Origin of the sequence: Bradyrhizobium sp. SZCCHNS3002, from assembly GCF_032377435.1 — a bacterium.
Classification (GTDB): Bacteria; Pseudomonadota; Alphaproteobacteria; order Rhizobiales; family Xanthobacteraceae; genus Bradyrhizobium.
Map to the genome: position 1 here is coordinate 133,344 of NZ_JAUHHY010000004.1, position 20,802 is coordinate 154,145.

The following is a 20,802-nucleotide window of genomic DNA, read 5'->3' on the forward strand; positions in this document are numbered from 1 at the left end:
TGCAGTTTTGTGAAGCGCCCATTGTTGGTGCACCTCACCGGCGAAGGCTACCGTATTCACACATCGATGCTGAAGAAGGGAAAAGCGTCTGATTCCGTGGCGTCTTGTTGCGGAGCAGGATAGCATTGAGTTCGGCTGGGACGGTTTGACGAGCGTCGCGTGGAATAGGGGCGCCTTTCTTCTGAGCGTCTCGTTGCGTTTGGGAGGCGGAGGTTGCGTGTGCGCCGGTTAGGCGGCACGCGGGCTGGAAAGAGTCGCCTGACGCCGCTTCTGCGCAAAGAGGCGGTCAGCAGCACTGAGATGCAGGCAGCCGCACGGACGGCCGAACGTTGCCCGGGCCGTCATGTTCTGGCGATCCAGGACACGACTGGGCTGCGCTCGCAAGGCGGTCGGGGTGAATATCTGCACGCTGTCATGGCTCTGGATGAGTAGGATGGAACGATCCTTGGGGTGATAGATGGCATCTTCCTTGATCGCCAAACCAGCGGGCGGCCCGTCTGCGCCGATTGAGAAGGAGAGCTTCCGGTGGCTGGCAGGTAGCGGTCGGTTGGCCTCCGTCTGCCCCGGCGCAGCTTCGATCATGTTGATTGCCGATCGTGAGAGAGCGACATTTTTTAAAGCGTTTTCCTTCCGTCCGAAAGGTGTCGAACTGCTGGTCCGTCTAGGCACAGGTGAACACGCGTCGCAATCTGGCAGTCAGCCCGTTTTCGACCTGTCCGCTTGAAACTCGCTTCTACGAAACTGTATCCGAAACACGCACTGAGGCTCTGGAGCCCTTCCATCGACACGCTGCGGCATCCTAACTGCCTTGAGCGAAGGTCCCCTCCTGCGAGTCCAGAGCAACCGAGCTTGCAGGGTCGCCTTAGCCAACCGCCAGCCGGGCGATCGAAGCACCTGTATGAGCATGATTGAAAACGATGATATCAGGCAGCGCCGCCTCGTCCATTTCAAAGACGGGTGCCGCTACGGCAAATTTGGCAAGACAAAAGCCTATGAGCTGATCGCGAGGGAGCAGATCAGGGCCTACAAGATGGGAGGCAAGACACTCATCGATCTCGACAGCATCGATGAGTATCATGCCTCGCTGCCCCGCGTTGAATCGCGCGCAACGATCTAGGCTGACTTGCGCAGCGGCTGGGTAGCTCTCTTGCGCAAGTGGTCGAGGCGATCAGCCCAATGCTGCATCAAGCGCACGCGCTCGCTCCAATAGGCTGCCCGGTTGTAGATCCCGCGGATTTTGTTCTTGTCGCCCTTTGCAAGCTGGCGCCGCACCACCTCGTCGCGGCGCCGCCTCTTCTTCTCATCTGTTTCGTGGGCGAGTTGAGCTTCGACCACGTCGCCGTCGAATGCGCCTTCTTCATTGAGCAAGGTTGAGGCGCTGGAGCGGAAGCCGTGCGCGCAATGGTCGCCACCGGGGCCGGTATCGTAGCCCATGATCCGCAATGCCTTGTTGATCGTGTTGTCAGACATTGGCACATCATCGTCGTGCGAAAACAAGTAACGGCCACGGCCGGTCAAAGGACGCAACTCGGCCAGAATGGCCAGTGCCTGGCGGGACAGCGGCACTTCGTGATCATCGCGCATCTTCATCTTTTCAGCGGGGATCACCCAGATACAATTCTTCTCGTCGAACTCTGCCCACTCGGCCAGCCGCAGCTCGCCAGGGCGCACCATGGTCAAGGCAATCAGCTTGAGCGCGTAGCGGACGAGTCCGCCGCTCTTGGCGTCATAGACCTCGATCCGGCGCATCAGATCGCCGACGTCTTCGGGATCGGTTAGAGCGGGGCGCGGGTTGCCTTTGGGTGCCTTGGTCAGAGCGTGTTTCAAGTCGCGGGTTGGGTCGCTGTCACAATAGGCGGCGCCAACTCCAAACTGGAATACCCGCGACGCCGTCGATCGTAGGCGCCCGACGGTGTAGAACCGGCCGCGAGCTTCGACGCGGCGCAAAGCGGTCAGCAGCTCGGGCGGGCCAATCTCACAGAGCGGCCGCTCGCCAATCTCGCGATTGAGCTGATCGAGATTCCATCGCTCGCGCTTGATCGTCGCCTTGGCCTTGTTCTCTTTCTCTAGCTTTGTGGTTGCCCATTCCTCGCCGACCGCCCGAAAGGTGTGCTTGAGCTTGTCGTCTTCGCGGCGCCTCGCCTCTCGCACAGCGACTGGGTCCTGCCCCTGGTCAAGCAGCTTTTCGGCTTCGTGGCGCTTGTCGCGCGCGGCCTTCAGCCCGACGCCGGGAAAAGTCCCAAACGACATGTTCTTGCGCCTACCTGCGTAGCGGTAGCGGTAGAGCCAGAGCTTGGTTCCATTGGGCCGGACCACCACGCTGAGGCCCTGGCCGTCGGCAAGCGCGTATTCCTTCTCCGCCGGAGCAGCATTGCGGATCTTCGTGTCGCTCAGCTCATCCATGGGCACGCCCCTCACGATCGGGCGACACGCCAGTGTACCCGGCCTTTCCAGTGTACCCACAGTGTACCCGAAAACGCCGGATGCCCCCGAACGGCCGCGAACCGTCTGGAACGTCACTATATCACGAAGAGGCTGATTTTATGTCGATTTTCGAAGGCCGGCGAACCAGCGTGGGCGAAAAAGAACGAGGCCGGAAATGGGATGGTGCCCAGGGGCGGAATCGAACCACCGACACTGCGATTTTCAGTCGCATGCTCTACCAACTGAGCTACCTGGGCAGGTCTCGTGAAGGGCAGAAAAGCCCGGCGAGCCGGCGGGTTATAGTCAGAGCGGGCGGCGCTGTCTACCGCCCTGAGGCGAAGTTTTCACATTCCTTTTGCGGTTGCGCAGCCACGCGGAGTGCGCGCCGATGCCGCCCGGCACCGCCGCCGCAACAGCATGAGAATATTGATCTATTCGACGTCGTCCTCGTCGCCCTCAGTGGCCGGAATGACATAGGAGCCGCTCAGCCAGCGATGCAGGTCGACGTCGCGGCAGCGGGGCGAGCAGAACGGGCGCGAGCCTTCGGCGGCCGGCCGGTTGCAGATCGGGCAGCGGCGGACGGGCTTGGCCGGGGTGGCGGTCTTCGGGCTGGTCGATTCGTCGGGCATGGCCGCTATCTAGGCGCGCGCGGCGACCGATGCATCCCCTCGTTCGCGTCAGACGCCGACCGTGTTCAGCCAGCCGAAGCGGATCGGGAAGCCCTCGCCGGCGAGCAGCGTCGTGGTCTCGTACAGCGGCAGGCCGACGACATTGGTGTAGGAGCCGACCATCTTCACCACGAACGAGCCGGCGATGCCCTGGACGGCGTAGCCGCCGGCCTTCCCCCGCCATTCGCCGGAGCCGATATAGGCCTGGATGTCGTCCTCGCTGAGCCGCTTGAAGCGGACGCGGGTCTCGACCAGGCGCTGGCGGAACGCCTCCTTCGGCGTCACCAGGGTGATCGCGGTGTAGACGCGATGGTTGCGGCCGGACAGCAGCCGCAGGCACTGCGAGGCCTCGTCGACCAGATTGGCCTTCGGCAGGATGCGGCGGCCGACCGCGACCACCGTGTCGGCGGAGATGATGAAGGCGCCGCGCAGCTCGTCGTCGAGCTGGACGGATTTCAGCGCGGCATCGGCCTTGGCGCGGGCCAGCCGGTTGGCGCAGGCGCGCGGCAGCTCGCCGCGCTTCGGCGTCTCGTCGACGTCGGCGGGGCGCAGCGCATCGGGCTCGATGCCGGCCTGATTGAGCAGCGCCAGACGCCGCGGCGAGCCGGATGCAAGAACGATTTTGGGACGGCCGAGCATGCTGATTTCGCTGGGGGATTCGGAAGCGGCGGGGCGTGCGCGCGGAACCTATCGGAAGGGCTGCCATTCCACAACCCGAAGGCTGCGACAAGGCTGCGACGGGCCTGCTCTACGGCGCGAATTTGAGCGGGGGACGACGTTGGTATTTCGGTTCGATGACACCTGCGGTGGAACCGGGAACCTACAAGCCCGCCGGACCGGGCTTGCCGAAGCGCTTGCGGATCCGCGTGAACAGCCCGTCGCAGACCTCGCGATAGGCCGCGAGCTTCTGCTCGCGATTGCCGTCGGCGCCGGTCGGGTCGGGCGTCGGCCAGTATTCGACGTCGGCGGCGATGGTGCGGGTCAGCTCCAGGGCCTTGTGATGGGCCTCGGGCGAGAGGGTGATGATGAGGTCGAAATTCAGCCCCTCCCAGTCCTCGAGCTCCTCGAAGGTGGTCGGCTTGTGCTGCGAGATGTCCTGGCCGAGTTCGGCCATGACCGACACCGCGAACGGATCGAGCTCGCCCTTCTTGACGCCGGCGGAGCGGACATACAGCGCCTGCGGAAACATCTGCCGCAGCAGGCTCTCGGCCATCGGCGAGCGCACGCTGTTCTGGCCGCAGGCGAACAGCACCGCCTGCGGCTGGCGCGCGCGCGGCGGCCCCTCGGCCATGCGCCTAGGCGCCCTTGGCCGAAAGCTGGGAGGCGCGCATCGCGGCCGGCGGCATCACTGGCCCTCGCCCTTCCAGTGCAGCACCGTGATCAAAGTGAACAGCCGGCGCGAGGTCTCGAAGTCGACCCGCACCTTGCCCTTGAGCCGCTCCTGCAGGGTGCGCGAGCCCTCGTCATGGATGCCGCGGCGGCCCATGTCGATCGCCTCGATCTTGTCGGGGGTCGCGGTGCGGATCGCCTGGTAGTAGCTGTCGCAGATCATGAAGTAGTCCTTCACGATCCGCCGGAACGGCGACAGCGACAGCAGATGCGTCACCACCGGGGTGCCGTCCTCCTTGCGGATGTCGAACATCAGCCGGTTGGCGGTGATGCCCAGATGCAGGGTGAAGGGACCGGCGCCGTCGGCGCCCTCGGGCGCGAACAGGTTCTCCTCGACGAGGTCGTAGATCGCGATCGCCCGCTCGTGCTCGATGTCCGGACCGGAGCGGCCGATCGACTCCTCGTCGAGCGTCACCGCCACGATGCGATTGGTCCGGTCGTCGCCTGGCGGGTGCTGGGTCATGGCAGGTTGAGGCGTATTCCCACGGAGCGTGAATGGGCGTCGAGACCCTCGGCCTTGCCCAGAGTCATCGCCGCTGGCCCCAGCGCGCGCAACTGCTCGGGGCCGCATTTCAACAGCGACGTGCGCTTCATGAAGTCGAGCACGCCGAGACCGGAGGAGAACCGCGCCGAGCGCGCGGTGGGCAGCACGTGATTGGAGCCGCCGACATAGTCGCCGATCGCCTCCGGCGTGTGCGCGCCGAGGAAGATGGCGCCGGCATTGCGAACCCTCGCGGCGAACGCGTCCGCGTCGGCGGTCATGATCTCCAGATGCTCGGCGGCGATGGCGTCGGCGAGCGGCACGGCCTGATCGAGATGGTCGACCTCGATGATGGCGCCGAAATCGGCCCAGGACGCGCCGGCGATCTCCGCGCGAGGAAGCGTCTTGAGCTGGCCCTCGACGGCGCGGGCGACGTCATCCGCCAGGCGGCGGCTGTCGGTGATCAGGATCGACTGCGCGCTGGCGTCGTGCTCGGCCTGCGCGAGCAGGTCGGCGGCGATCCAGTCGGCATTGCCGCTGTCGTCGGCGATCACCAGCACCTCGGAGGGGCCGGCGATCATGTCGATGCCGACCTTGCCGAACACCAGCCGCTTGGCGGCGGCGACATAGGCATTGCCCGGACCGACGATCTTCGCCACCGGCGCGATCGTCGCGGTGCCATGCGCCAGCGCGGCCACCGCCTGGGCGCCGCCGACGCGGTAGATCTCGGACACGCCGCCGAGATGGGCGGCCGCCAGCACCAGCGGATTGAGCTTGCCGTCCGGCGCCGGCACCACCATCACGAGGCGCCCGACGCCGGCGACCTTGGCGGGAATGGCGTTCATCAGCACCGAGGACGGATAGGCCGCGGTGCCACCGGGAACGTAGAGACCGGCGGATTCGATCGCGCTCCAGCGCCAGCCGAGCTCGACGCCGGCGGCGTCGGTGAAGCGCTGGTCGGCCGGCAGCTGCTTGAGGTGAAAGGCCTCGATGCGGTCACGGGCGAATTTCAGCGCGTCGACGGTAGCCGCGTCGCAGGCCTTCACCGCGGCCTCGATCTCGGCGGGCTTCACGCGCAGCGACGCGGCGGTCAGCTCGAGCCGGTCGAACTTGCGCGTCGCCTCGAGCAGCGCCGCATCGCCGCGCCTGGCGACGTCGTCCACGATGGCGCGGGCGGCGGCTTCGACGTCGGCGGAGGTCTCGCGCTTGGCGGCGAGAAACTGCCGAAACTGGGCGTCGAAATCGGTGCTGGCGCGGGACAGGCGAATGGGCATCTCTGGCACTTTCCGAAGGGGTGGCTGCCCCCGACCTCCTGCTCAATGGCGCGGCAGCGCGAGGCCGTCAACCCTTTGAACAGGCGCCTACCCGGTCAGCGGCGGGACGCCATCGATATCGCTGGTGCCGAGGTCGTCCTCGCCAAGATCGGTCAGCTCGCATTCCAGGCATTCGACATCCAGCCGCAATGCGCCGCCGTGGGAGAACAGCAGCAGCGCGCTGCCGGCCGGCGGCTCGGCGCCGGCGTGGAATTCGATGCCGATCAGCTCCAGCACGGCCTCGGGCGCGGCTAGGTCGATGCGGCGCGACTTGCAGGCCAGCACGCGGTCGAAGCGCAGCGCTGCCAGCAGCCGGCGCGGCTCGCTCTCGCCATGCAGCGCCTGATCCCAGTCGAGCCGGTTCATGCCGATCACCAGCCGCTTCTCGGCCTGGCGCCAGATGATGTCCGCCGCCTGCACCCGCGCGTCCTGCACATGGGCCGAGATGACGGCGAGATCGTCGGCGTCGAGCGCGATCAGTTTGAGCCGGTCGGTCACGGCATCATCCCTTCAACCTCACTCGCGAATGCGCTCGATCGTGGCGCCGCAGGCCTTGAGCTTGTCCTCCAGCCGCTCGAAGCCGCGATCGAGATGGTAGACGCGATTGATCATGGTTTCGCCTTCCGCAGCAAGGCCGGCAATCACCAGCGACACCGAGGCGCGCAGGTCGGTCGCCATCACGGGCGCGCCGCGCAGATTCGAGGTGCCCTCGATCCGCGCGGTCTCGCCGTCGAGACTGATACGCGCGCCGAACCGCGCGAGTTCCTGCACGTGCATGAAACGGTTCTCGAAGATGGTCTCGGTGATCGCCGAGGCGCCCTGCGCGCAGACCATCAGCGCCATCAGCTGGGCCTGCAGGTCGGTCGGGAAGCCGGGGAACGGCGCGGTCGTCACCTGCACCGGGCGGATGCCGTGGCCGTTTCTGACGACGCGGATGCCCTCGGCATCGCTCGAGATCTCGGCGCCCGCCTCGGTCAGCACGTCGAGCGCCGATTGCAGCAACGCCGGCCGCGCGCCGGCAAGGCGGACGTCGCCACCGGTCATGGCGGTCGCGATCGCATAGGTGCCGGCCTCGATGCGGTCGGGCAGCACGGTATGGCGCGCGCCATGCAGCGACGCCACGCCCTCGATCTCGATGCGGGGCGTGCCGGCGCCAGAGATACGCGCGCCCATCTTGTTGAGACACTCGGCGAGATCGGTGATCTCCGGCTCGCAGGCGGCGTTGGTGATGACGGTCGTGCCCTTGGCGAGCGCGGCCGCCATGACCGCGACATGAGTGCCGCCGACGGTGACCTTGGGAAAATCGATCGTCCCGCCGCGCAGGCCGCCCGGCGCCTTGGCGACGACATAGCCTGCGTCGATGTCAATGCTGGCCCCGAGCCGCTCCAGCGCCATGATCAGGAGATCGACCGGCCGCGTGCCGATGGCGCAGCCGCCGGGCAACGACACCCGCGCCTCGTGCATGCGCGCGAGCAGCGGCGCGATCACCCAGAAGCTGGCGCGCATCCGCGACACCAGCTCGTAAGGAGCGGTGGTGTCGATGATGTTGGCCGCGGAGATCTGCAGCGTCTGACCCTGGTATTGGCCATCGCCGGGACGCTTGCCGACCGACATGATGTCCACGCCGTGATTGCCGAGAATGCGCTGCAGTTGCGCGACGTCGGCCAGCCGCGGGACGTTGTCCAGGATCAGTGTCTCCGGCGTCAGAAGGCCCGCGATCATCAGCGGCAGGGCGGCATTCTTCGCGCCCGAAATCGGAATGGTGCCGTGAAGCGGGTTACCGCCGACGATGCGAATGCGATCCATGCTGGTCCTGCTGGGCTGGCCGGAAAATTGGGCTAAGGTCGGCGCAACAGGACCGACATTACGGCGATTTGATGAGTTCGCAACGGCAGGTCGCAACCGGCGGGAATTCATCCCCTGACGGTGCGGCCCGCCGCGGCGGAAGGCGCGAATCAGACCGGCGGGACCAGCGCATCGGCCAGAAACCCGTGCAGCGCGGCGACGACCTGGGCGCCCTCGCCGATGGCGCCGCCGACGCGCTTGACCGAGCCGGAGCGGACGTCGCCGACCGCATAGACCCCGGGCACCGAGGTCTCGAGCGGCGACACCATCCGCCCGGCATTCTGCTCCGACTGCGCGCCGGTGACGACGAAGCCGGCGCGATCGAGCGTGATGCCGCAGCCGTCGAGCCAGCCGGTGGCGGGATCGGCGCCGACGAACAGAAAGAGATTGCTGATGTCGGCCGGCGTCTCTTCGCCGGACAGCCGGCTCTTCAAGGTGATGCGTTCGAGCCCCGTGTCCGCCCCGCCATCGAGCGCGACGACCTCGGTGTTGAACAACAGCTCGATGTTCGGCGTCGCCTCGATGCGCTCGATGAGATAGCGCGACATCGACGCCGCGAGCCCGCCGCCACGGATGATCATCCGCACCTTCTTGACATGGCCCGACAGAAACACCGCGGCCTGCCCCGCGGAATTGCCGCCGCCGACCAGCGCAACCTCCTGCCCGGCGCACAGCCGCGCCTCGATCGGCGAGGCCCAGTACCACACGCCCCTGCCTTCGAACTCCTTGAGCCGGGCAAGATCAGGCCGGCGATAGCGCGCGCCGCTCGCGACTACCACCGCGCGCGCCCGCACCTCGTCGCCGCCCTCGAGCGCCAGCACGAAGGCGCCGGCCTTGCGCTCGCAGTCGAGGGCATTGACCGACACCGGGATCATGATCTCGGCGCCGAACTTCTGTGCCTGGTTGAAGGCGCGCGCGGTCAGCGCGAGGCCGGTGATGCCGGTCGGGAAGCCGAAATAGTTCTCGATGCGCGCGCTGGCGCCGGCCTGGCCGCCGAACGCGCGCGAATCCAGCACCGCGACCGTCAGCCCCTCCGACGCGCCATACACGGCGGTGGCGAGGCCCGCCGGCCCGCAGCCGACGACCGCGACGTCGTAGACCTTCTCGCCGCGCGGCCCGCCGATCATCCCGACGGCACGCGCCAGCTCGGTCTCGCTGGGATTGCGCAGCACGCTGCCGTCGGACACCACCACCAGCGGCAGCTCGGCCGGCGTCGGCGAATAGCGCACGATCAGATCGGCCGCGTCGTGATCTGTGGCGGGATCGAGCAGATGGTGCGGAAATCCGTTGCGGGTGAGGAAGCTCTGCAGCCGCGCGATCGCGGCCGATTGCGGCGGCCCGATCATGACCGGGCCGCCGGCGCCGCCCTGAATGAGATTCACCCGGCGCAGGATCAGCGCCCGCATGATGCGCTCACCGAGCTCGGCCTCGGCGATCAACAGCGCGCGCAGCCGTTCGGGACGAATCAGGATGACCTCGACGTCGCCCTCGGCATGGCCGTCGACCAGCGCGACGCGGCCGGAGAGCTGGGCGATCTCGGCCAGAAACTGCCCTGGCCCCTGGTCGATCACCGGCGTGACGTGACCGAGACCGTCACGCTGGGTGATCGCGACATGGCCTTTGAGAATCACGAACATGCCGGGGCCGGGCTTGCCGGTCTCGAACAGCAGCTCGCCGTCACGATAGCTCTGGATCTCGCCGAAGCCGCGCAGACGCGCGATCTCCGGCGGCGTCAGCTCCGGAAACGTCTGGTCGAAGCGCGGCAGCGTCTTCGCGAGCTCCGCCCGTTGTGCCGCCGCATCCGCCGTCATCCCGTCATCCGCTGCCATCACGCCCACCCCGCCTGCCATCTGCTCAACGCTTCGAATCGTCCGGACCGCCGGCAGCGGCCTCGTCCAGGCCGCGCTCCTCGGCCGTCACCGGCTGGCTGCGCGCGCGGCTCTGTGCCTTGCGGCGCTTCAGGTTCTCGCGCAGCGCCTGCTTCAGCCGCTCCCCGCGCGCGCCCTTCGGCGCCGCCTTCCCGGTCTTATCCGTCATCCCTTCCCCCCGGTCACCCCATACCAGAGGCACAATTGGGGCCGCAGATGCGAAAGCCAAGAGGCGTTGGCGACGCAGACGGTAGGTTCCGCCCGGCCGGCCGTCGCCTGCCCGGATGGGGAGTTGCCGCCGCGGCGACGGCCAGTTGGGCACCTTGAGCGGCCAACCGCGAGAATCCGCCGCGAGCGGGCGATTTCGCGCCGATTCGGAGGTCTTTCGCTCCATTTCCATGCATCACGCTGACGTCTTTCCCGGAAAACCGGGCGAGCCGCGCTTGCGCAGGCGGGGACCTTGTGGCAAGAACCGCCCGCGTTCGGTCGCGCCCTTCGGGCCGGTCCCCGCCAGTCCCTTTGCTGCCGTAGCTCAGTGGTAGAGCACTCCCTTGGTAAGGGAGAGGTCGACAGTTCAATCCTGTCCGGCAGCACCAGGGCATCATTCCCCCAACATGATCTTCGGCGACGCCTCGGGACCACAGGCTACGCGCGGATGCGCGTCATCGGCCTCGCGGCGCAATTTGCGTCCGAGCTCTGCTGCAGCACCGCCCTCTCCGGAAATCGAGGGCGCAGGAAAGGCCGGGCGCTGGCCGCGCCCGTGGCCCGCCTGCGAAAGAAAATGCAGGCGGCAGGTACCACAGGTCTGGCCGAACACACCCGGCCCTCCCTGCGCAATGGGCTTACGGCTTATACGCGCTCTCCCTGGGGACCGGGCTTTGTTGCCCCCATCACCCGCGATGCGCGCGACGCACATCAGCGAGCTTGACCTCAGCGTCGGGAGGCCAGGACCACGCGATTTCACCGTCCGTATCGGAGTTGTTCGTCCGCTCGCGAATGCGCGCTGCAACTCCGACCCGGCCACCGCATCCCACACCCAACGCTCGTGACGACTCGCGAACGCCCCTCTTCGATGAGCACGGGACGGCCAGAAATGTGCAAGTGATTTGCCCGACGACACAAGGGGAATGAGTGCGGCAGAGTGGCACGACGGGCAGTTTTAGCAGAGCTGGGATGCAGGCGGCGGAGGGGGCTTTGTTTGGTGCAGTCCAGCAGCGTCACCGTAATCCCGACATCCAGATCAGGGGCCTTGGAGACATCGGTGTCGTGAATGCACGCACTTCACCAAAGCCGACGGAAGCCGGAGGACTGGCTGCTACACGGACGTCTAATGGAAGCGTGGCGACCGCTGTCGTTGCATTTCGCTTCGCGCAACTGATGTGGAAGCACGGCGGTCGTACCTTGCGGTCGGGCGCCCGCGAGACAGATCGAGATTGGTTTGATCTTGCCTGTCATGAGATTGCCTCAACAGAGTTGCCGAGGCGATCAATCATGAATGAGGATAAACCCGCCGCCCGCTATTCAACGCCTGTGAGACCTTCACCTCACGTCCACATTTCATGCGTATGGAAGCTGCAAGGCTCAGCGTCCACTGGCTCATGCTAGCGTCGGGAAAGACGACGAATGGCGGCGCAGTGCTCTCCGTCGACGCGATGAGCTTCATCGGCGCCCTGCCGATCGACAATTACAACGGTGCGGCGCGTAGCTCTAATGTACATAAAGTTATGCGGTTTAAATCGATCTTTGAAGTTGACTCGATCATACTGCTGATACATCCTAAGGGTGTATCTTAGTCACGAGAAAACCTGGCTGGTCTTCGATGCAACGGGAGCAGATCGAAGCCATAACTCGCGATATTGGGCAACAAGAAATTCTTGAACGTGAAGTTCTTGCGATTGCCTCTCGCGAGAGGCAGCGCATCGGGCGTGAACTCCACGACGGGCTCTGCCAATCGCTCGCCGGCTTAGCGGCGCTAGCTGCGGCGCTGTGGCGAAGTTTGGCGGCGAGTGGCCAACCGAGTCCCGCCGCGGCCGCGGCCGAACTCGTACGATTGCTGAACGAGACCATCGGCGAGGCGCGTGACCTCGCTCGTGGGCTCAGCTCGATCGGCCTGAATAGCGCGGATCTTGTCGGCTCCCTTGAGAGCCTCGCCCGCAACGTCAGCGCCGCTCATGGCGCCTTTTGTGCGTTTGTGGAAGATAACCCTTGTCCCGATCTTGGCCGCGAAACCACGAGCCACCTCGTGCGCATCGCCCAAGAAGCCGTCCGCAATGCGGTCAGCCACGGCCGAGCCGACGAAATCGAGATCCGTCTGGCGTGCACTGCAGGCTCGGGACTATTGAGCATCCGGGACAACGGTGTCGGGCTTCCCGAAAAATGGCGCGATCATGACGGCATCGGGCTTTATACCATGGACTACCGCGCGCGGGCGATCGGCGGTTCTCTCACTGTGGAGCCGCAGGCCCGTCGCGGCGTCATGGTTGCGTGCGCGTTTCCGCTGTTATCGAATTACGAACGGCAGGAAAGTATCGGCGATGCCCACTTGCCTGGCTGAAGCCGCGGACGCGGTGCGGAAGAGGCTGCTTGTCGTCGACGATCATCCCGTGCTGTGCCGCGGGTTGATCGCCCTCATCGAGGCGGAAAATGGCCTCGCCGTTCACGGCGCGGTCGGTACGCGCGTGGCCGCGCTCAAGACCATCGCGATCAGTCGCCCTGATCTGGTGATCGTAGACCTTGCTCTCGGCGACGAGGACGGCCTAGACCTCGTCAAGGAAATCAAGGCGCGTCATCCCGGCGTTCGCTCGCTGGTGCTTTCGATGTACGACGAAGAGGTGTTCGCCGAGCGCGCGCTTTGCGCCGGCGCCCTCGGCTATGTCACCAAACAACAGCTCGAATCGACCGTGATCGCTGCCATTCGTCGGGTGCTTGCAGGCGAGACCTACATGAGCGAGGCTCTGCAGCGGCGGCTGGCTGAACGATGCGTCGGCGCGCGACCGCTTGAGGCCGCCTCGCCGGTGCGCACGCTGAGCGATCGCGAATTGCAGGTATTTCGGCTCGTTGGTCAGGGCCGAACCACGCGGCAGATCGCTGGTCTACTGAACCGCAGCGTCAAAACGGTAGAATCCCATCTTGAGCACATCAAGAATAAGCTGGCGATCGAATCGGCTGCTGAACTCGCCCAACGCGCGGCTCAATGGGTTACAATCGCCCGATTGGGTTGAGTCATAAAGTTCGCCCAAGTGCGCGGTTAGTGTCATACACGTCTGCCATGCCGCCGATGACTTCTCGACCAAGCCGCTTTCCGGCAAGCGCGACGGCCGAACACGCGGTCTGGTCCATGGTGCTAAAGCGGACTGCGCGATCAGCACGGCGCAAGCGGCGTCTGCTCATTGTGGACAGTCACCCCTGATGCGGCGCAGGCTGACCGCGCTGATCAATGCTGAGCCCGATCTTGTCGTATGTGCCTTGGCGGCCATCCAACGGGATGCGCTCGTGGCCATCGCGGCCACGAAACCGGATCTAGGGATCGTCGATCTGTTCCTTGGCGATAGCAATGGTTTGGATCTGGTGAGAGACGTTCGCGCGCGCTTTGTTCGTCTGCCGCTACCTGGATTGAACAGGCATGATTCGCCGCAATACGTCCGCCGCGCTTTCGAATCCGGCACCGACGGCTACGTCGCCAAGCGGGAGATGACGGAAGACCTTCTGGTGGCGATCCGCAGCGTGCTGCTCGGCGACCCTTACGGCGCACCGGCGCCTTGATCCATGCCCGTCTGCGTCCGGCAAGTTCACGCGTGCGAAGCTGGGCGGCCCATGGGGGATTCTCCCAATGCGAAAACGGGGTGCGACCCCGATGTCGGTTTAAGTCTCCAGCGTTAGCATTGGTAGCTACCAATGTCGTGCCCGCTTTGACGACCGAAATGCTGGTCGAGCCCTTCGCTTATCGGCTCGATCGAGACCATCACCGCTTCAAATGGGAAAAAGACGATGAGAAATATCTGCACCGCCGCCGCAATAGTCGCGATTGTTTTCATTCCTTGGACCGTCCATGCGGGCACTTGCTACAAAAACCTAGGTTGCAAGGGCACGACGTCGACCACTTCTTGCAAGACATGTCTTGGAAACCCCTCAAAGGGAGAGGGTTGGAAGGAAAACTCAAAGAGCAGCTGTATCGGAAACTTCAACCATTGTCCGGCGGTCCGTTAACGGTACTGGCGCTGGTCCCGCGCCCCGGCACCAGCAAGGCCGTCTCCGGCCACAAGATCCATCCCTATCTGCTGCGCGGCGTCAGCATCACCGATGCCCAATCACGTCTGGGCGGCCGACATCACCTACATTCCGATGGCGCAGGGGTTCCTGTATCTGGTGGCGATCATCGACTGAGCCACCCGGGCGGTGCTGGCGTGGCGCTTGTCGAACACGATGGATACGGGCTTTTGCATCGCTGCGCCCGACGAGGCGATGGCGCGGCACGGCCGGCCTAAGATCTTCAACACCGATCAGGGCGCGCAGTTCACCAGCTCAGCCTTCACCGGCAGGCTGGAGGCTGCAGGCATTGCGATTTCGATCGACGGACGCGGCCGTTTCATGGACAACATCTTCATCGAACGATTGTGGCGCTCGATCAAGTATGAGGAAGTGCATCTGAAAGCCTATGCTGACGGGCGCGAAGCGCGAGACGGCATCGGCTCATGGATGACCTTTTATAATCATCGCCGCCCGCACCAGGCGATGAACAATCAGTTTCCCATGGCGGCATGGCGCGCCGGCATGGATGTGATCGAGGCGGCCCAGACTGTGGATATGCCGCTTCGCTTGGACAACGCAAACGCGTTGCCCACATCCCCACAGCAGGCCCAGACGCAGCAGCAGGAAGCTGCTTGATTTGAACGACAGGGCAGGCGCGATCACACCTTAATTTTCGGCGATCCATGGTCCCGTGCGTGGGGTCCACTTCAGTTGAACGTGTCTCGCAAGCTAACATCCGCCTGGGGTTATGGATTCCCGCGTTCGCGGGAGAACGGGGCAGCCGAGAAGAACAAAGGGCGCGATCGGTCCGATCGCGGAGCATCTGCAGCAGCGCAGATCTGAGTAGCTGTAGCCCGGATGAGCGGCACCGATATCTGAGGGGGCTGGCCCCGCATGTCGCTTGCGCTCATGCGAGCTATAGCTGCTGCGATCGGGTGGCGATGCGCGGCCCTCGTCGAGGCCACGCATAATGCACCCTCACGCCGCCCGCACCGAGTCCAGGAAGCGGCTGACCTCGTTGCGGAGGCGGCTGCTCTGGCCGGAGAGCGACTTCGCGGCGGACAGCACCTGCGACGAGGCCGAGCCGGTCTCGTCGGCGCCATGCCGGACGCTGGCGATGTTCGCCGACACCTGCTGGGTGCCGTGCGCCGCCTGCTGGACGTTGCGGGAGATCTCGCGCGTCGCCGAGCTCTGCTCCTCGACGGCGGAGGCGATGGCCGAGGCGATCTCCGACATCCGGGCGATGGTCTCGCCGATCTCCTTGATCGAGCCGACCGACTCCTGCGTCGCCGCCTGGATGCCGCCGATCTGCTGGCCGATCTCGCCGGTCGCCTTGGCGGTCTGCTCGGCCAGCGCCTTGACCTCCGAGGCGACCACCGCGAAGCCGCGTCCGGCCTCGCCGGCGCGGGCGGCCTCGATGGTGGCATTGAGCGCGAGCAGGTTGGTCTGGCCGGCGATTGCGTTGATCAGCTCGACGACGTCGCCGATCCGCGCCGCCGCCTTGGCGAGCTCCGCGACGTTGTCGTTGGTCCTGCGGGCCTGCGCCAGCGCCTCGTTGGCGATGCGCGCGGAGTCCTGCACCTGACGGCTGATCTCGTTGACCGATGAGCTCATCTCCTCGGCAGCCGCGGCGACCGAATGCACGTTGGTCGAGGCCTCCTCGGACGCCGAGGTGACGACGGTGGCGAGCTCCAGCGAGCGGCCGGCGGTCGTCGTCAGCGACGAGGCCGAGCGCTCCAGATCGGCCGACGCCGACGACACGATGCCGACGACCTCGCCGATCGCCATCTCGAACTCGCGCGTGAAACGCTCGACGCGCTGGCCGCGCTCGATCTTGGCCTGCGCGTCGGCCGCGGCCGCCTGCTCCGCGCGCTTCTTCTCCAGCAGCGCTTCCTTGAAGGTCTGCAGCGAGCCGGTCATCGCGGCGATCTCGTCGTCGCGATCGATCGTCGGGATCGCCACGTCGTCATGGCCGGCCGCCATCTCGCCGATCAGGCCGGTCAGGTTCACGATCGGGTTGATCACGCGGCGGCGCAGCAGCATGGTGACGAACACGAGAATGCCGGCGAGCGCCGCGACCACCGCCGTCGCCAGCGCGAGCATCAGATAGGCCGCATCGCGCGCCGCGACGGCGCGGTCACGCGCCTCGGCGATCGCGGCGTCGCGCACGACGAAGAACTTCTGCACGGCCGGGACGACCGCCTCGGCCAGGCTGTCGGCGGTGAGTGCGTAGTTGAGATCGCCGAGCCCGGCTGCGATGTCCTTGTCGACGATCGGAACGGCGCGTCCGAAATAGGCGTCACGCGCCTCCTTGAACGCCGTGAGCAGCCGCTCCGGGTTGCCGAGCTGGTCGATGCCGGCATCCAGGCGCTCGCGGTCGGCTTCGGTGCGGCCCTGGGCGCGGTCCATCGCCGCCTTCTCGGCCGGAGTGACGGCGCGGCGGGCGCTGAGCGCCGGCGACAGCGCGGCAGCCCGGCCGCCGGCGGTCACGCGCAGGTCCTGCGCGGTGCGGGCGACGTCGAGCAGCGTCGTCAGCGACGCGTCGGCATTGGCGATGCGGTTCTGCAGCTGGTTCAGGATCGGCTCGATCGCCAGGGCGACCTGGGTGACCCCGGGGAGAAAGCTCTTGATGACGGCCGGATCACGCGCGTTCAGCGGCGCGGTCAGCGTGGGGTCCACCTTGGCGAGGATCTCGTTCAGCTTGGACGAGGCCTGGTCCAGGCTGCGTGTGATCGCCTCGCTGTTGGAGACGTTCGCCAGCTGCGCGCGCGCCCTGGCGAAGGATGCCTCGGCCGATTGCCTGATCTTGCGCACGCCTTCGAGCTGCGCGGGCGTCGCGGGCGAATCCTGGAATATGGGCGTGATGTAGGGGGCGCGATGGCCGACCACGTCCTGCGCGTAGAGCAGCACGGCGCCGAACGCCTCGACCGTCTTGATCGCCTCGGCCTTGTTGCTGACAGCCCTGACCTGCTCGATCACGACTTGAGCAGAAGGGAGGACGGCCAAAGCCGTCACCGACAGCATGGAAATTGCGAAAAGTCGGCCGATCTTCATTATTGCCCCCGGATTGCGCGGGCTCACGCTAGGTTCCGTATGATTAAGGTTGCGCTTAATTCGACCCCCGTAGTTCCACGGAGACGTCGCGCGTCCTTGATCGGAGACACGGGCGCCGGACAGGTCATCCCGCCCCGCTCGAAGAATGTCCTGACGCGCGGCGACGACTTGGGGTTGAGTCCAGCTTGGGAAATTTTGGACGGCCCTACAGATCGAAATTCGTCGGCAGCATCACGACGTCGCGGATGGTCATGCCGCGCGGACGGGTCAGCATGAACATGATCACCTCGGCGACCTCCGAGGGCTCCAGCAGGCTGCCGGACTCGCGCGCCTCCTTCAGCTTCTCGGCCGGCCAGTCGGCGATCAGCGCGGTGACCACCGGGCCGGGCGAGATCGCGCCGACGCGGATGCCGTGCTTGAACACCTGGCGCCGCACCGTCTGCACGAAGCAGTCGATCGCCCATTTCGACGACGCATAGACCGGCTCCCACGGCGTCGGGTAATGCGCCGCGAGCGAGCTGGTGACGATGATGTCGCCCGACCCGCGCGCGATCATGTGCGGGAGAACGTCGCGCACATTCTTCATGACGACATTGACGTTGAGGTTCAGCATGCGGTCGATCGCGTCGGTCCTGGCGTCGACGAGATCGCCGCCGAGATAGCTGCCGGCATTGGCGTGGAGGATGTCGAGCCGTCCGGCCGCATCGAGGACGCGCGGCAGAAGGGTGGCGCAATCAGCGGGATCGAGCAGGTCGATCACGACGGGGATCACGGCGTCGCCATGGGTCTCGCGCAGCTTCGCCAGCGCCGCGGCGTCGCGATCGATCATGACGACGCGCGCGCCGGCCGCCAGCATCGCCGCGCTGCTGGCCAGGCCGATGCCCGACGCCGCGCCGGTGACCGCCGCCACCTTGCCCTCGAGTTCCCTGCCCATCGTCTCCTCCTTGTCCGGCCAGACTACAGCAAACCGCGCCGCGTTGCCGCACTCCGTTGGACCCATCGCGATCCCCACGCGTTGCATCCCGGCCGCCAGCATCACCCATGAAGAGCCCGATGGAGACGATCGAAGCCTATCTCGCCCGCAAGCATCAGGAGCTGCAGCTCCTGAATTGCTGCCTGCGGAGACCGCATGCGCTGCCGGCGCCGCGCTCGGTGATGGAGGTCATCCGGCGCAAGTTTCAGCTCACGGCCGCGCTGAAGGCCGAGCACGCGCTCAGCGACTGGACCGCGACAGAGACGGCCTGGGCGGATGCGGACGATCATCGCGCCGGCCCGTTCGCCTTCAGCTACGACTATCAGCGCGCCGATCTCGACGTGCGCGGGCCGTCGTTCTACGCGGCGGGCGAGAGCCGCCATGACACCATCTACACCATCTCCGGCATGGCGGCGATCGCGGCACTGCTGCTGGCGACGCGGCCCGTTCTCGGCACGGCGGACCTCTTGATGCTGCCGGGCTCCTATGGCGAGACGCAGGAGCTGGTCGCGGCGCATGCGCGGCATCTGCGCCCGGTGACGCTGACCCGCGACCTGGCCGCCGCGCTGGCGCAGCGCTCGCCCGCGCCGCGGCTGCTGCTGATCGATTCCAGCGCGACCGCGCCGCGCTTCGAAGCCGTGCTGGGTTGCGACCGCCCGGCGATCGATCTCCTGATCTTCGACACCACCTGCTTTGCCAACGGCTCCGGCCGCATTCGCCGCGTGCTGGCCTGGACGCGGCGCTGGGACGTGCCGGTCGTGATGGTGCGCAGCCACACCAAGCTCGACTCGCTCGGCGCTGAATATGGCCGGCTCGGCTCGGTCGCTTTCGCCGATTGGAGCAAGGCCGGCGCCGCGGGCCGCGTTGTGCTTCGGACGCTGCCGGACGAGACGCGCAACGCCGTCAGGCTGCTCGGCGGCGCGGCGCTGCCGGCGCATTTCCCGCCTTACGTCGGCCTGCCCGCCTATCGCGAGCTGACCGCGCGGCGCGTCGGCGCCATCCTGCGCAACAGCCGGCGGGCGCGGCGCCACTTCGCGACCGCGCTGCGCGGCCTGACCGCGGAGCTCGACTTCGCGCACGGCCTCTACCTCACGCTCGCCGGTCGCGCGCCGCTCGACGAGGCCACCGCCCGGCAAACCGCAACCGCCATGAGTGATGATCTCCGGCGCGCCGGGCTGCCGATCCGCCACGCCGGCAGCTTCGGCTTCGATTTCGCTGCGACGGAATGGTTTCACGACGCCACCACGGATCGCTACAGCGTGCGCGTCGCCGTGCCCGACCTGCCGACCGCGATCTGGGACGAGCTGACGGACGCGATCGCCGCGTGGTGGTCCGCGCATCAGGGCCGATCCGCCGCGGCGTGACCGCTGCGCCATGGCAGGCGCGTTGCTCCCTCAACGGCAAACGATTTCGAGGTCACGCGCACCGCTTCGCGAGGAGGACCGACAGCCCATCCCCTCACAGCCATCCGCGCCGGCGGAACTGCCAATACAGCACGCTGCACACGGTGGCGATGAAGCCCAGTACGGCATAGTAGCCGTATTGCCATTTCAGCTCCGGCATGTGCTCGAAGTTCATGCCGTAGATGCCGGCCACCGCCGTCGGCACGGCGAGGATGGCGGCCCACGCCGCCAGCCGCCGCGCGATGTCGGTCTGTTGCGCCTGGCCGGCCATCATGCTGGCCTCGAACACGAAGGCGAGGATCTCGCGCAGGGAATCCGCATCCTCCTCGGCGCGCTTGGCGTGGTCGAGCACGTCGCGAAACAACGGCGCCATCTCGGCATCGATCGCGACGTTGTCGACATGCTCGAGCCGCTTGCAGACGTCGACCACGGGGCCGACGGCGCGGCGCAGCCGCAGCAGGTCGCGCCGCAGGCGATACAGCCGGTCGACCTCGTGGCGCGCCAGCGGCCGCTGCAGCACCACCTCCTCCAGCGTCTCGACCTCCGCCATGATGCTCTCGGTCACCGGCCGGTAGTTGTCGACGATGAAGTCGAGGATCGCATAGAGGATGTAGTCCTCGCCCTTGGCGAGCGAGCCCGGACAGCTCTCGCAGCGCTCGCGCACCGCGCCATAGGAGGTCGAGGCGCCGTGGCGCACCGAGACCACGAAGCCGGGGCCGACGAAGATGTGGGTCTCGCCGAACACGATGTGCTCCTTGACGAGCTGCGCGGTGCGGGCGACCACGAACAGCGCATCGCCATAGCGCTCGACCTTGGGCTGCTGATGCGCCTTCGACGCATCCTCGATCGCGAGCTCGTGCAGGCCGAACTGGTCCGCCACGCGCTGCAGGAGCGCCGCGTCGGGCTCGTGCAGCCCGATCCACACCACGTGGCCGGGCCGCTTGCTCCAGTCGCCGGCGTCCTCGATCGGAATGTCGGCGACGCGGCGGCCATTGGCATAGGCACCGGCCGCGACCACGCCCAGTTCCCGTGGCTCACCGCGGGGCTGAAGGACTGGCGCATCGGCCGGTGTCTGCACCGTGACGTGACGCATGGTTGGATCTCCGCTCTCCAGCCCGACTTTCGATGCGAGGAGT

The 20,802-nt window shown here is 66.4% G+C and carries 21 protein-coding genes, 2 tRNA genes and 1 pseudogene; 7 read left to right on the top strand and 17 right to left on the bottom strand.

What is annotated here, in order from left to right; genetic code table 11:
* Positions 1-228: 228 nt before the first annotated feature.
* On the bottom strand, positions 229-582 hold the full coding sequence (locus QW845_RS10295) for a hypothetical protein (RefSeq protein ID WP_315801482.1): 354 nt from the start codon (positions 580-582) through the stop codon (positions 229-231).
* Between the two features lie 316 nt (positions 583-898).
* Here QW845_RS10295 and QW845_RS10300 point away from each other — a divergent pair, with 316 nt between their 5' ends.
* Positions 899-1,117 (top strand): hypothetical protein, encoded by a 219-nt coding sequence (locus QW845_RS10300; protein WP_315783199.1) that lies wholly within the window; start codon positions 899-901, stop codon positions 1,115-1,117.
* Here QW845_RS10300 and QW845_RS10305 read toward each other — a convergent pair.
* The 11 genes from QW845_RS10305 to QW845_RS10355 all read right to left on the bottom strand — a co-directional run bounded on the left by QW845_RS10305 (position 1,114) and on the right by QW845_RS10355 (position 10,157).
* A complete protein-coding gene (locus QW845_RS10305; RefSeq protein ID WP_315801483.1) occupies positions 1,114-2,403 on the bottom strand; it encodes a tyrosine-type recombinase/integrase in 1,290 nt (429 codons plus the stop codon). The two genes, QW845_RS10300 and QW845_RS10305, sit on opposite strands and share 4 nt — an antisense overlap.
* A gap of 202 nt (positions 2,404-2,605) precedes the next feature.
* Positions 2,606-2,681 (bottom strand) — tRNA-Phe (locus QW845_RS10310).
* Between the two features lie 174 nt (positions 2,682-2,855).
* Positions 2,856-3,053: a DNA gyrase inhibitor YacG gene (yacG, locus tag QW845_RS10315; RefSeq protein ID WP_315801484.1), complete on the bottom strand. Its 198-nt coding sequence runs from the start codon at positions 3,051-3,053 to the stop codon at positions 2,856-2,858.
* 48 nt (positions 3,054-3,101) lie between these two features.
* Positions 3,102-3,731, bottom strand: a complete 630-nt coding sequence (locus tag QW845_RS10320) for a Maf-like protein (RefSeq protein WP_006613056.1) — start codon at positions 3,729-3,731, stop codon at positions 3,102-3,104.
* A 181-nt stretch (positions 3,732-3,912) separates the two neighbouring features.
* A complete protein-coding gene (locus QW845_RS10325) occupies positions 3,913-4,383 on the bottom strand; it encodes an arsenate reductase ArsC (RefSeq protein WP_315801485.1) in 471 nt (156 codons plus the stop codon).
* A 54-nt stretch (positions 4,384-4,437) separates the two neighbouring features.
* Positions 4,438-4,944, bottom strand: a complete 507-nt coding sequence (locus QW845_RS10330; protein ID WP_315717869.1) for a UPF0262 family protein — start codon at positions 4,942-4,944, stop codon at positions 4,438-4,440.
* Positions 4,941-6,236, bottom strand: coding sequence for a histidinol dehydrogenase (hisD, locus tag QW845_RS10335; protein WP_315801486.1), 1,296 nt, complete (start codon positions 6,234-6,236; stop codon positions 4,941-4,943). Before hisD ends, QW845_RS10330 begins: the two co-directional genes overlap by 4 nt.
* 87 nt (positions 6,237-6,323) lie before the next feature.
* On the bottom strand, positions 6,324-6,773 hold the full coding sequence (locus QW845_RS10340; protein ID WP_315801487.1) for a DUF2948 family protein: 450 nt from the start codon (positions 6,771-6,773) through the stop codon (positions 6,324-6,326).
* Positions 6,774-6,791: 18 nt separating this feature from the next.
* Positions 6,792-8,081, bottom strand: coding sequence for a UDP-N-acetylglucosamine 1-carboxyvinyltransferase (gene murA, locus QW845_RS10345; RefSeq protein WP_315801488.1), 1,290 nt, complete (start codon positions 8,079-8,081; stop codon positions 6,792-6,794).
* Positions 8,082-8,230: 149 nt separating this feature from the next.
* Complete coding sequence (locus QW845_RS10350; RefSeq protein ID WP_315801489.1) at positions 8,231-9,949, bottom strand: FAD-dependent oxidoreductase; 1,719 nt, start codon at positions 9,947-9,949, stop codon at positions 8,231-8,233.
* A gap of 25 nt (positions 9,950-9,974) precedes the next feature.
* Positions 9,975-10,157, bottom strand: a complete 183-nt coding sequence (locus tag QW845_RS10355) for a hypothetical protein (protein ID WP_315801490.1) — start codon at positions 10,155-10,157, stop codon at positions 9,975-9,977.
* 352 nt (positions 10,158-10,509) lie between these two features.
* Between QW845_RS10355 and QW845_RS10360 the strand changes: the two genes are divergently transcribed.
* Positions 10,510-10,584: transfer RNA gene (locus QW845_RS10360), tRNA-Thr, on the top strand.
* 5 nt (positions 10,585-10,589) lie between these two features.
* Here the strand turns inward: QW845_RS10360 and QW845_RS10365 are convergent.
* A complete protein-coding gene (locus QW845_RS10365; protein ID WP_315801491.1) occupies positions 10,590-10,805 on the bottom strand; it encodes a hypothetical protein in 216 nt (71 codons plus the stop codon).
* Between the two features lie 1,002 nt (positions 10,806-11,807).
* Here QW845_RS10365 and QW845_RS10370 point away from each other — a divergent pair.
* The 3 genes from QW845_RS10370 (at position 11,808) to QW845_RS10380 (ending at position 13,750) form a co-directional block, all read left to right on the top strand.
* Entirely contained in the window at positions 11,808-12,542 is a 735-nt protein-coding gene (locus tag QW845_RS10370; RefSeq protein ID WP_315801492.1) for a sensor histidine kinase, read from the top strand.
* On the top strand, positions 12,523-13,209 hold the full coding sequence (locus tag QW845_RS10375; protein ID WP_315801493.1) for a response regulator transcription factor: 687 nt from the start codon (positions 12,523-12,525) through the stop codon (positions 13,207-13,209). Before QW845_RS10370 ends, QW845_RS10375 begins: the two co-directional genes overlap by 20 nt.
* Positions 13,210-13,396: 187 nt before the next feature.
* A complete protein-coding gene (locus QW845_RS10380) occupies positions 13,397-13,750 on the top strand; it encodes a response regulator transcription factor (protein ID WP_315801494.1) in 354 nt (117 codons plus the stop codon).
* Between the two features lie 113 nt (positions 13,751-13,863).
* Here QW845_RS10380 and QW845_RS10385 read toward each other — a convergent pair whose 3' ends face one another.
* Positions 13,864-14,022 carry a hypothetical protein gene (locus QW845_RS10385; RefSeq protein ID WP_315801786.1) on the bottom strand — a complete coding sequence of 53 codons (159 nt, stop codon included), beginning with the start codon at positions 14,020-14,022 and terminating at the stop codon, positions 13,864-13,866.
* Positions 14,023-14,202: 180 nt separating this feature from the next.
* Between QW845_RS10385 and QW845_RS10390 the strand changes: the two are divergent.
* Positions 14,203-14,749, top strand: a pseudogene (locus QW845_RS10390) (IS3 family transposase); the annotation flags it as partial.
* Positions 14,750-15,214: 465 nt separating this feature from the next.
* On the opposite strand, the gene QW845_RS10395 reads toward QW845_RS10390, so the two are convergent.
* Together QW845_RS10395 and QW845_RS10400 are read right to left on the bottom strand one after the other, a co-directional pair.
* The gene (locus QW845_RS10395; protein ID WP_315801495.1) at positions 15,215-17,290 is read right to left on the bottom strand and encodes a HAMP domain-containing methyl-accepting chemotaxis protein; all 2,076 of its coding nucleotides are present in this window, start codon (positions 17,288-17,290) and stop codon (positions 15,215-15,217) included.
* Between the two features lie 205 nt (positions 17,291-17,495).
* Complete coding sequence (locus QW845_RS10400) at positions 17,496-18,224, bottom strand: SDR family oxidoreductase (protein ID WP_315801496.1); 729 nt, start codon at positions 18,222-18,224, stop codon at positions 17,496-17,498.
* Positions 18,225-18,343: 119 nt separating this feature from the next.
* Between QW845_RS10400 and QW845_RS10405 the strand changes: the two genes are divergently transcribed.
* Positions 18,344-19,627 carry a hypothetical protein gene (locus QW845_RS10405; protein WP_315801759.1) on the top strand — a complete coding sequence of 428 codons (1,284 nt, stop codon included), beginning with the start codon at positions 18,344-18,346 and terminating at the stop codon, positions 19,625-19,627.
* 94 nt (positions 19,628-19,721) lie between these two features.
* Here the strand turns inward: QW845_RS10405 and QW845_RS10410 are convergent, their stop codons facing one another.
* The gene (locus tag QW845_RS10410) at positions 19,722-20,759 is read right to left on the bottom strand and encodes a magnesium and cobalt transport protein CorA (RefSeq protein WP_315801497.1); all 1,038 of its coding nucleotides are present in this window, start codon (positions 20,757-20,759) and stop codon (positions 19,722-19,724) included.
* Positions 20,760-20,802 lie beyond the last annotated feature (43 nt).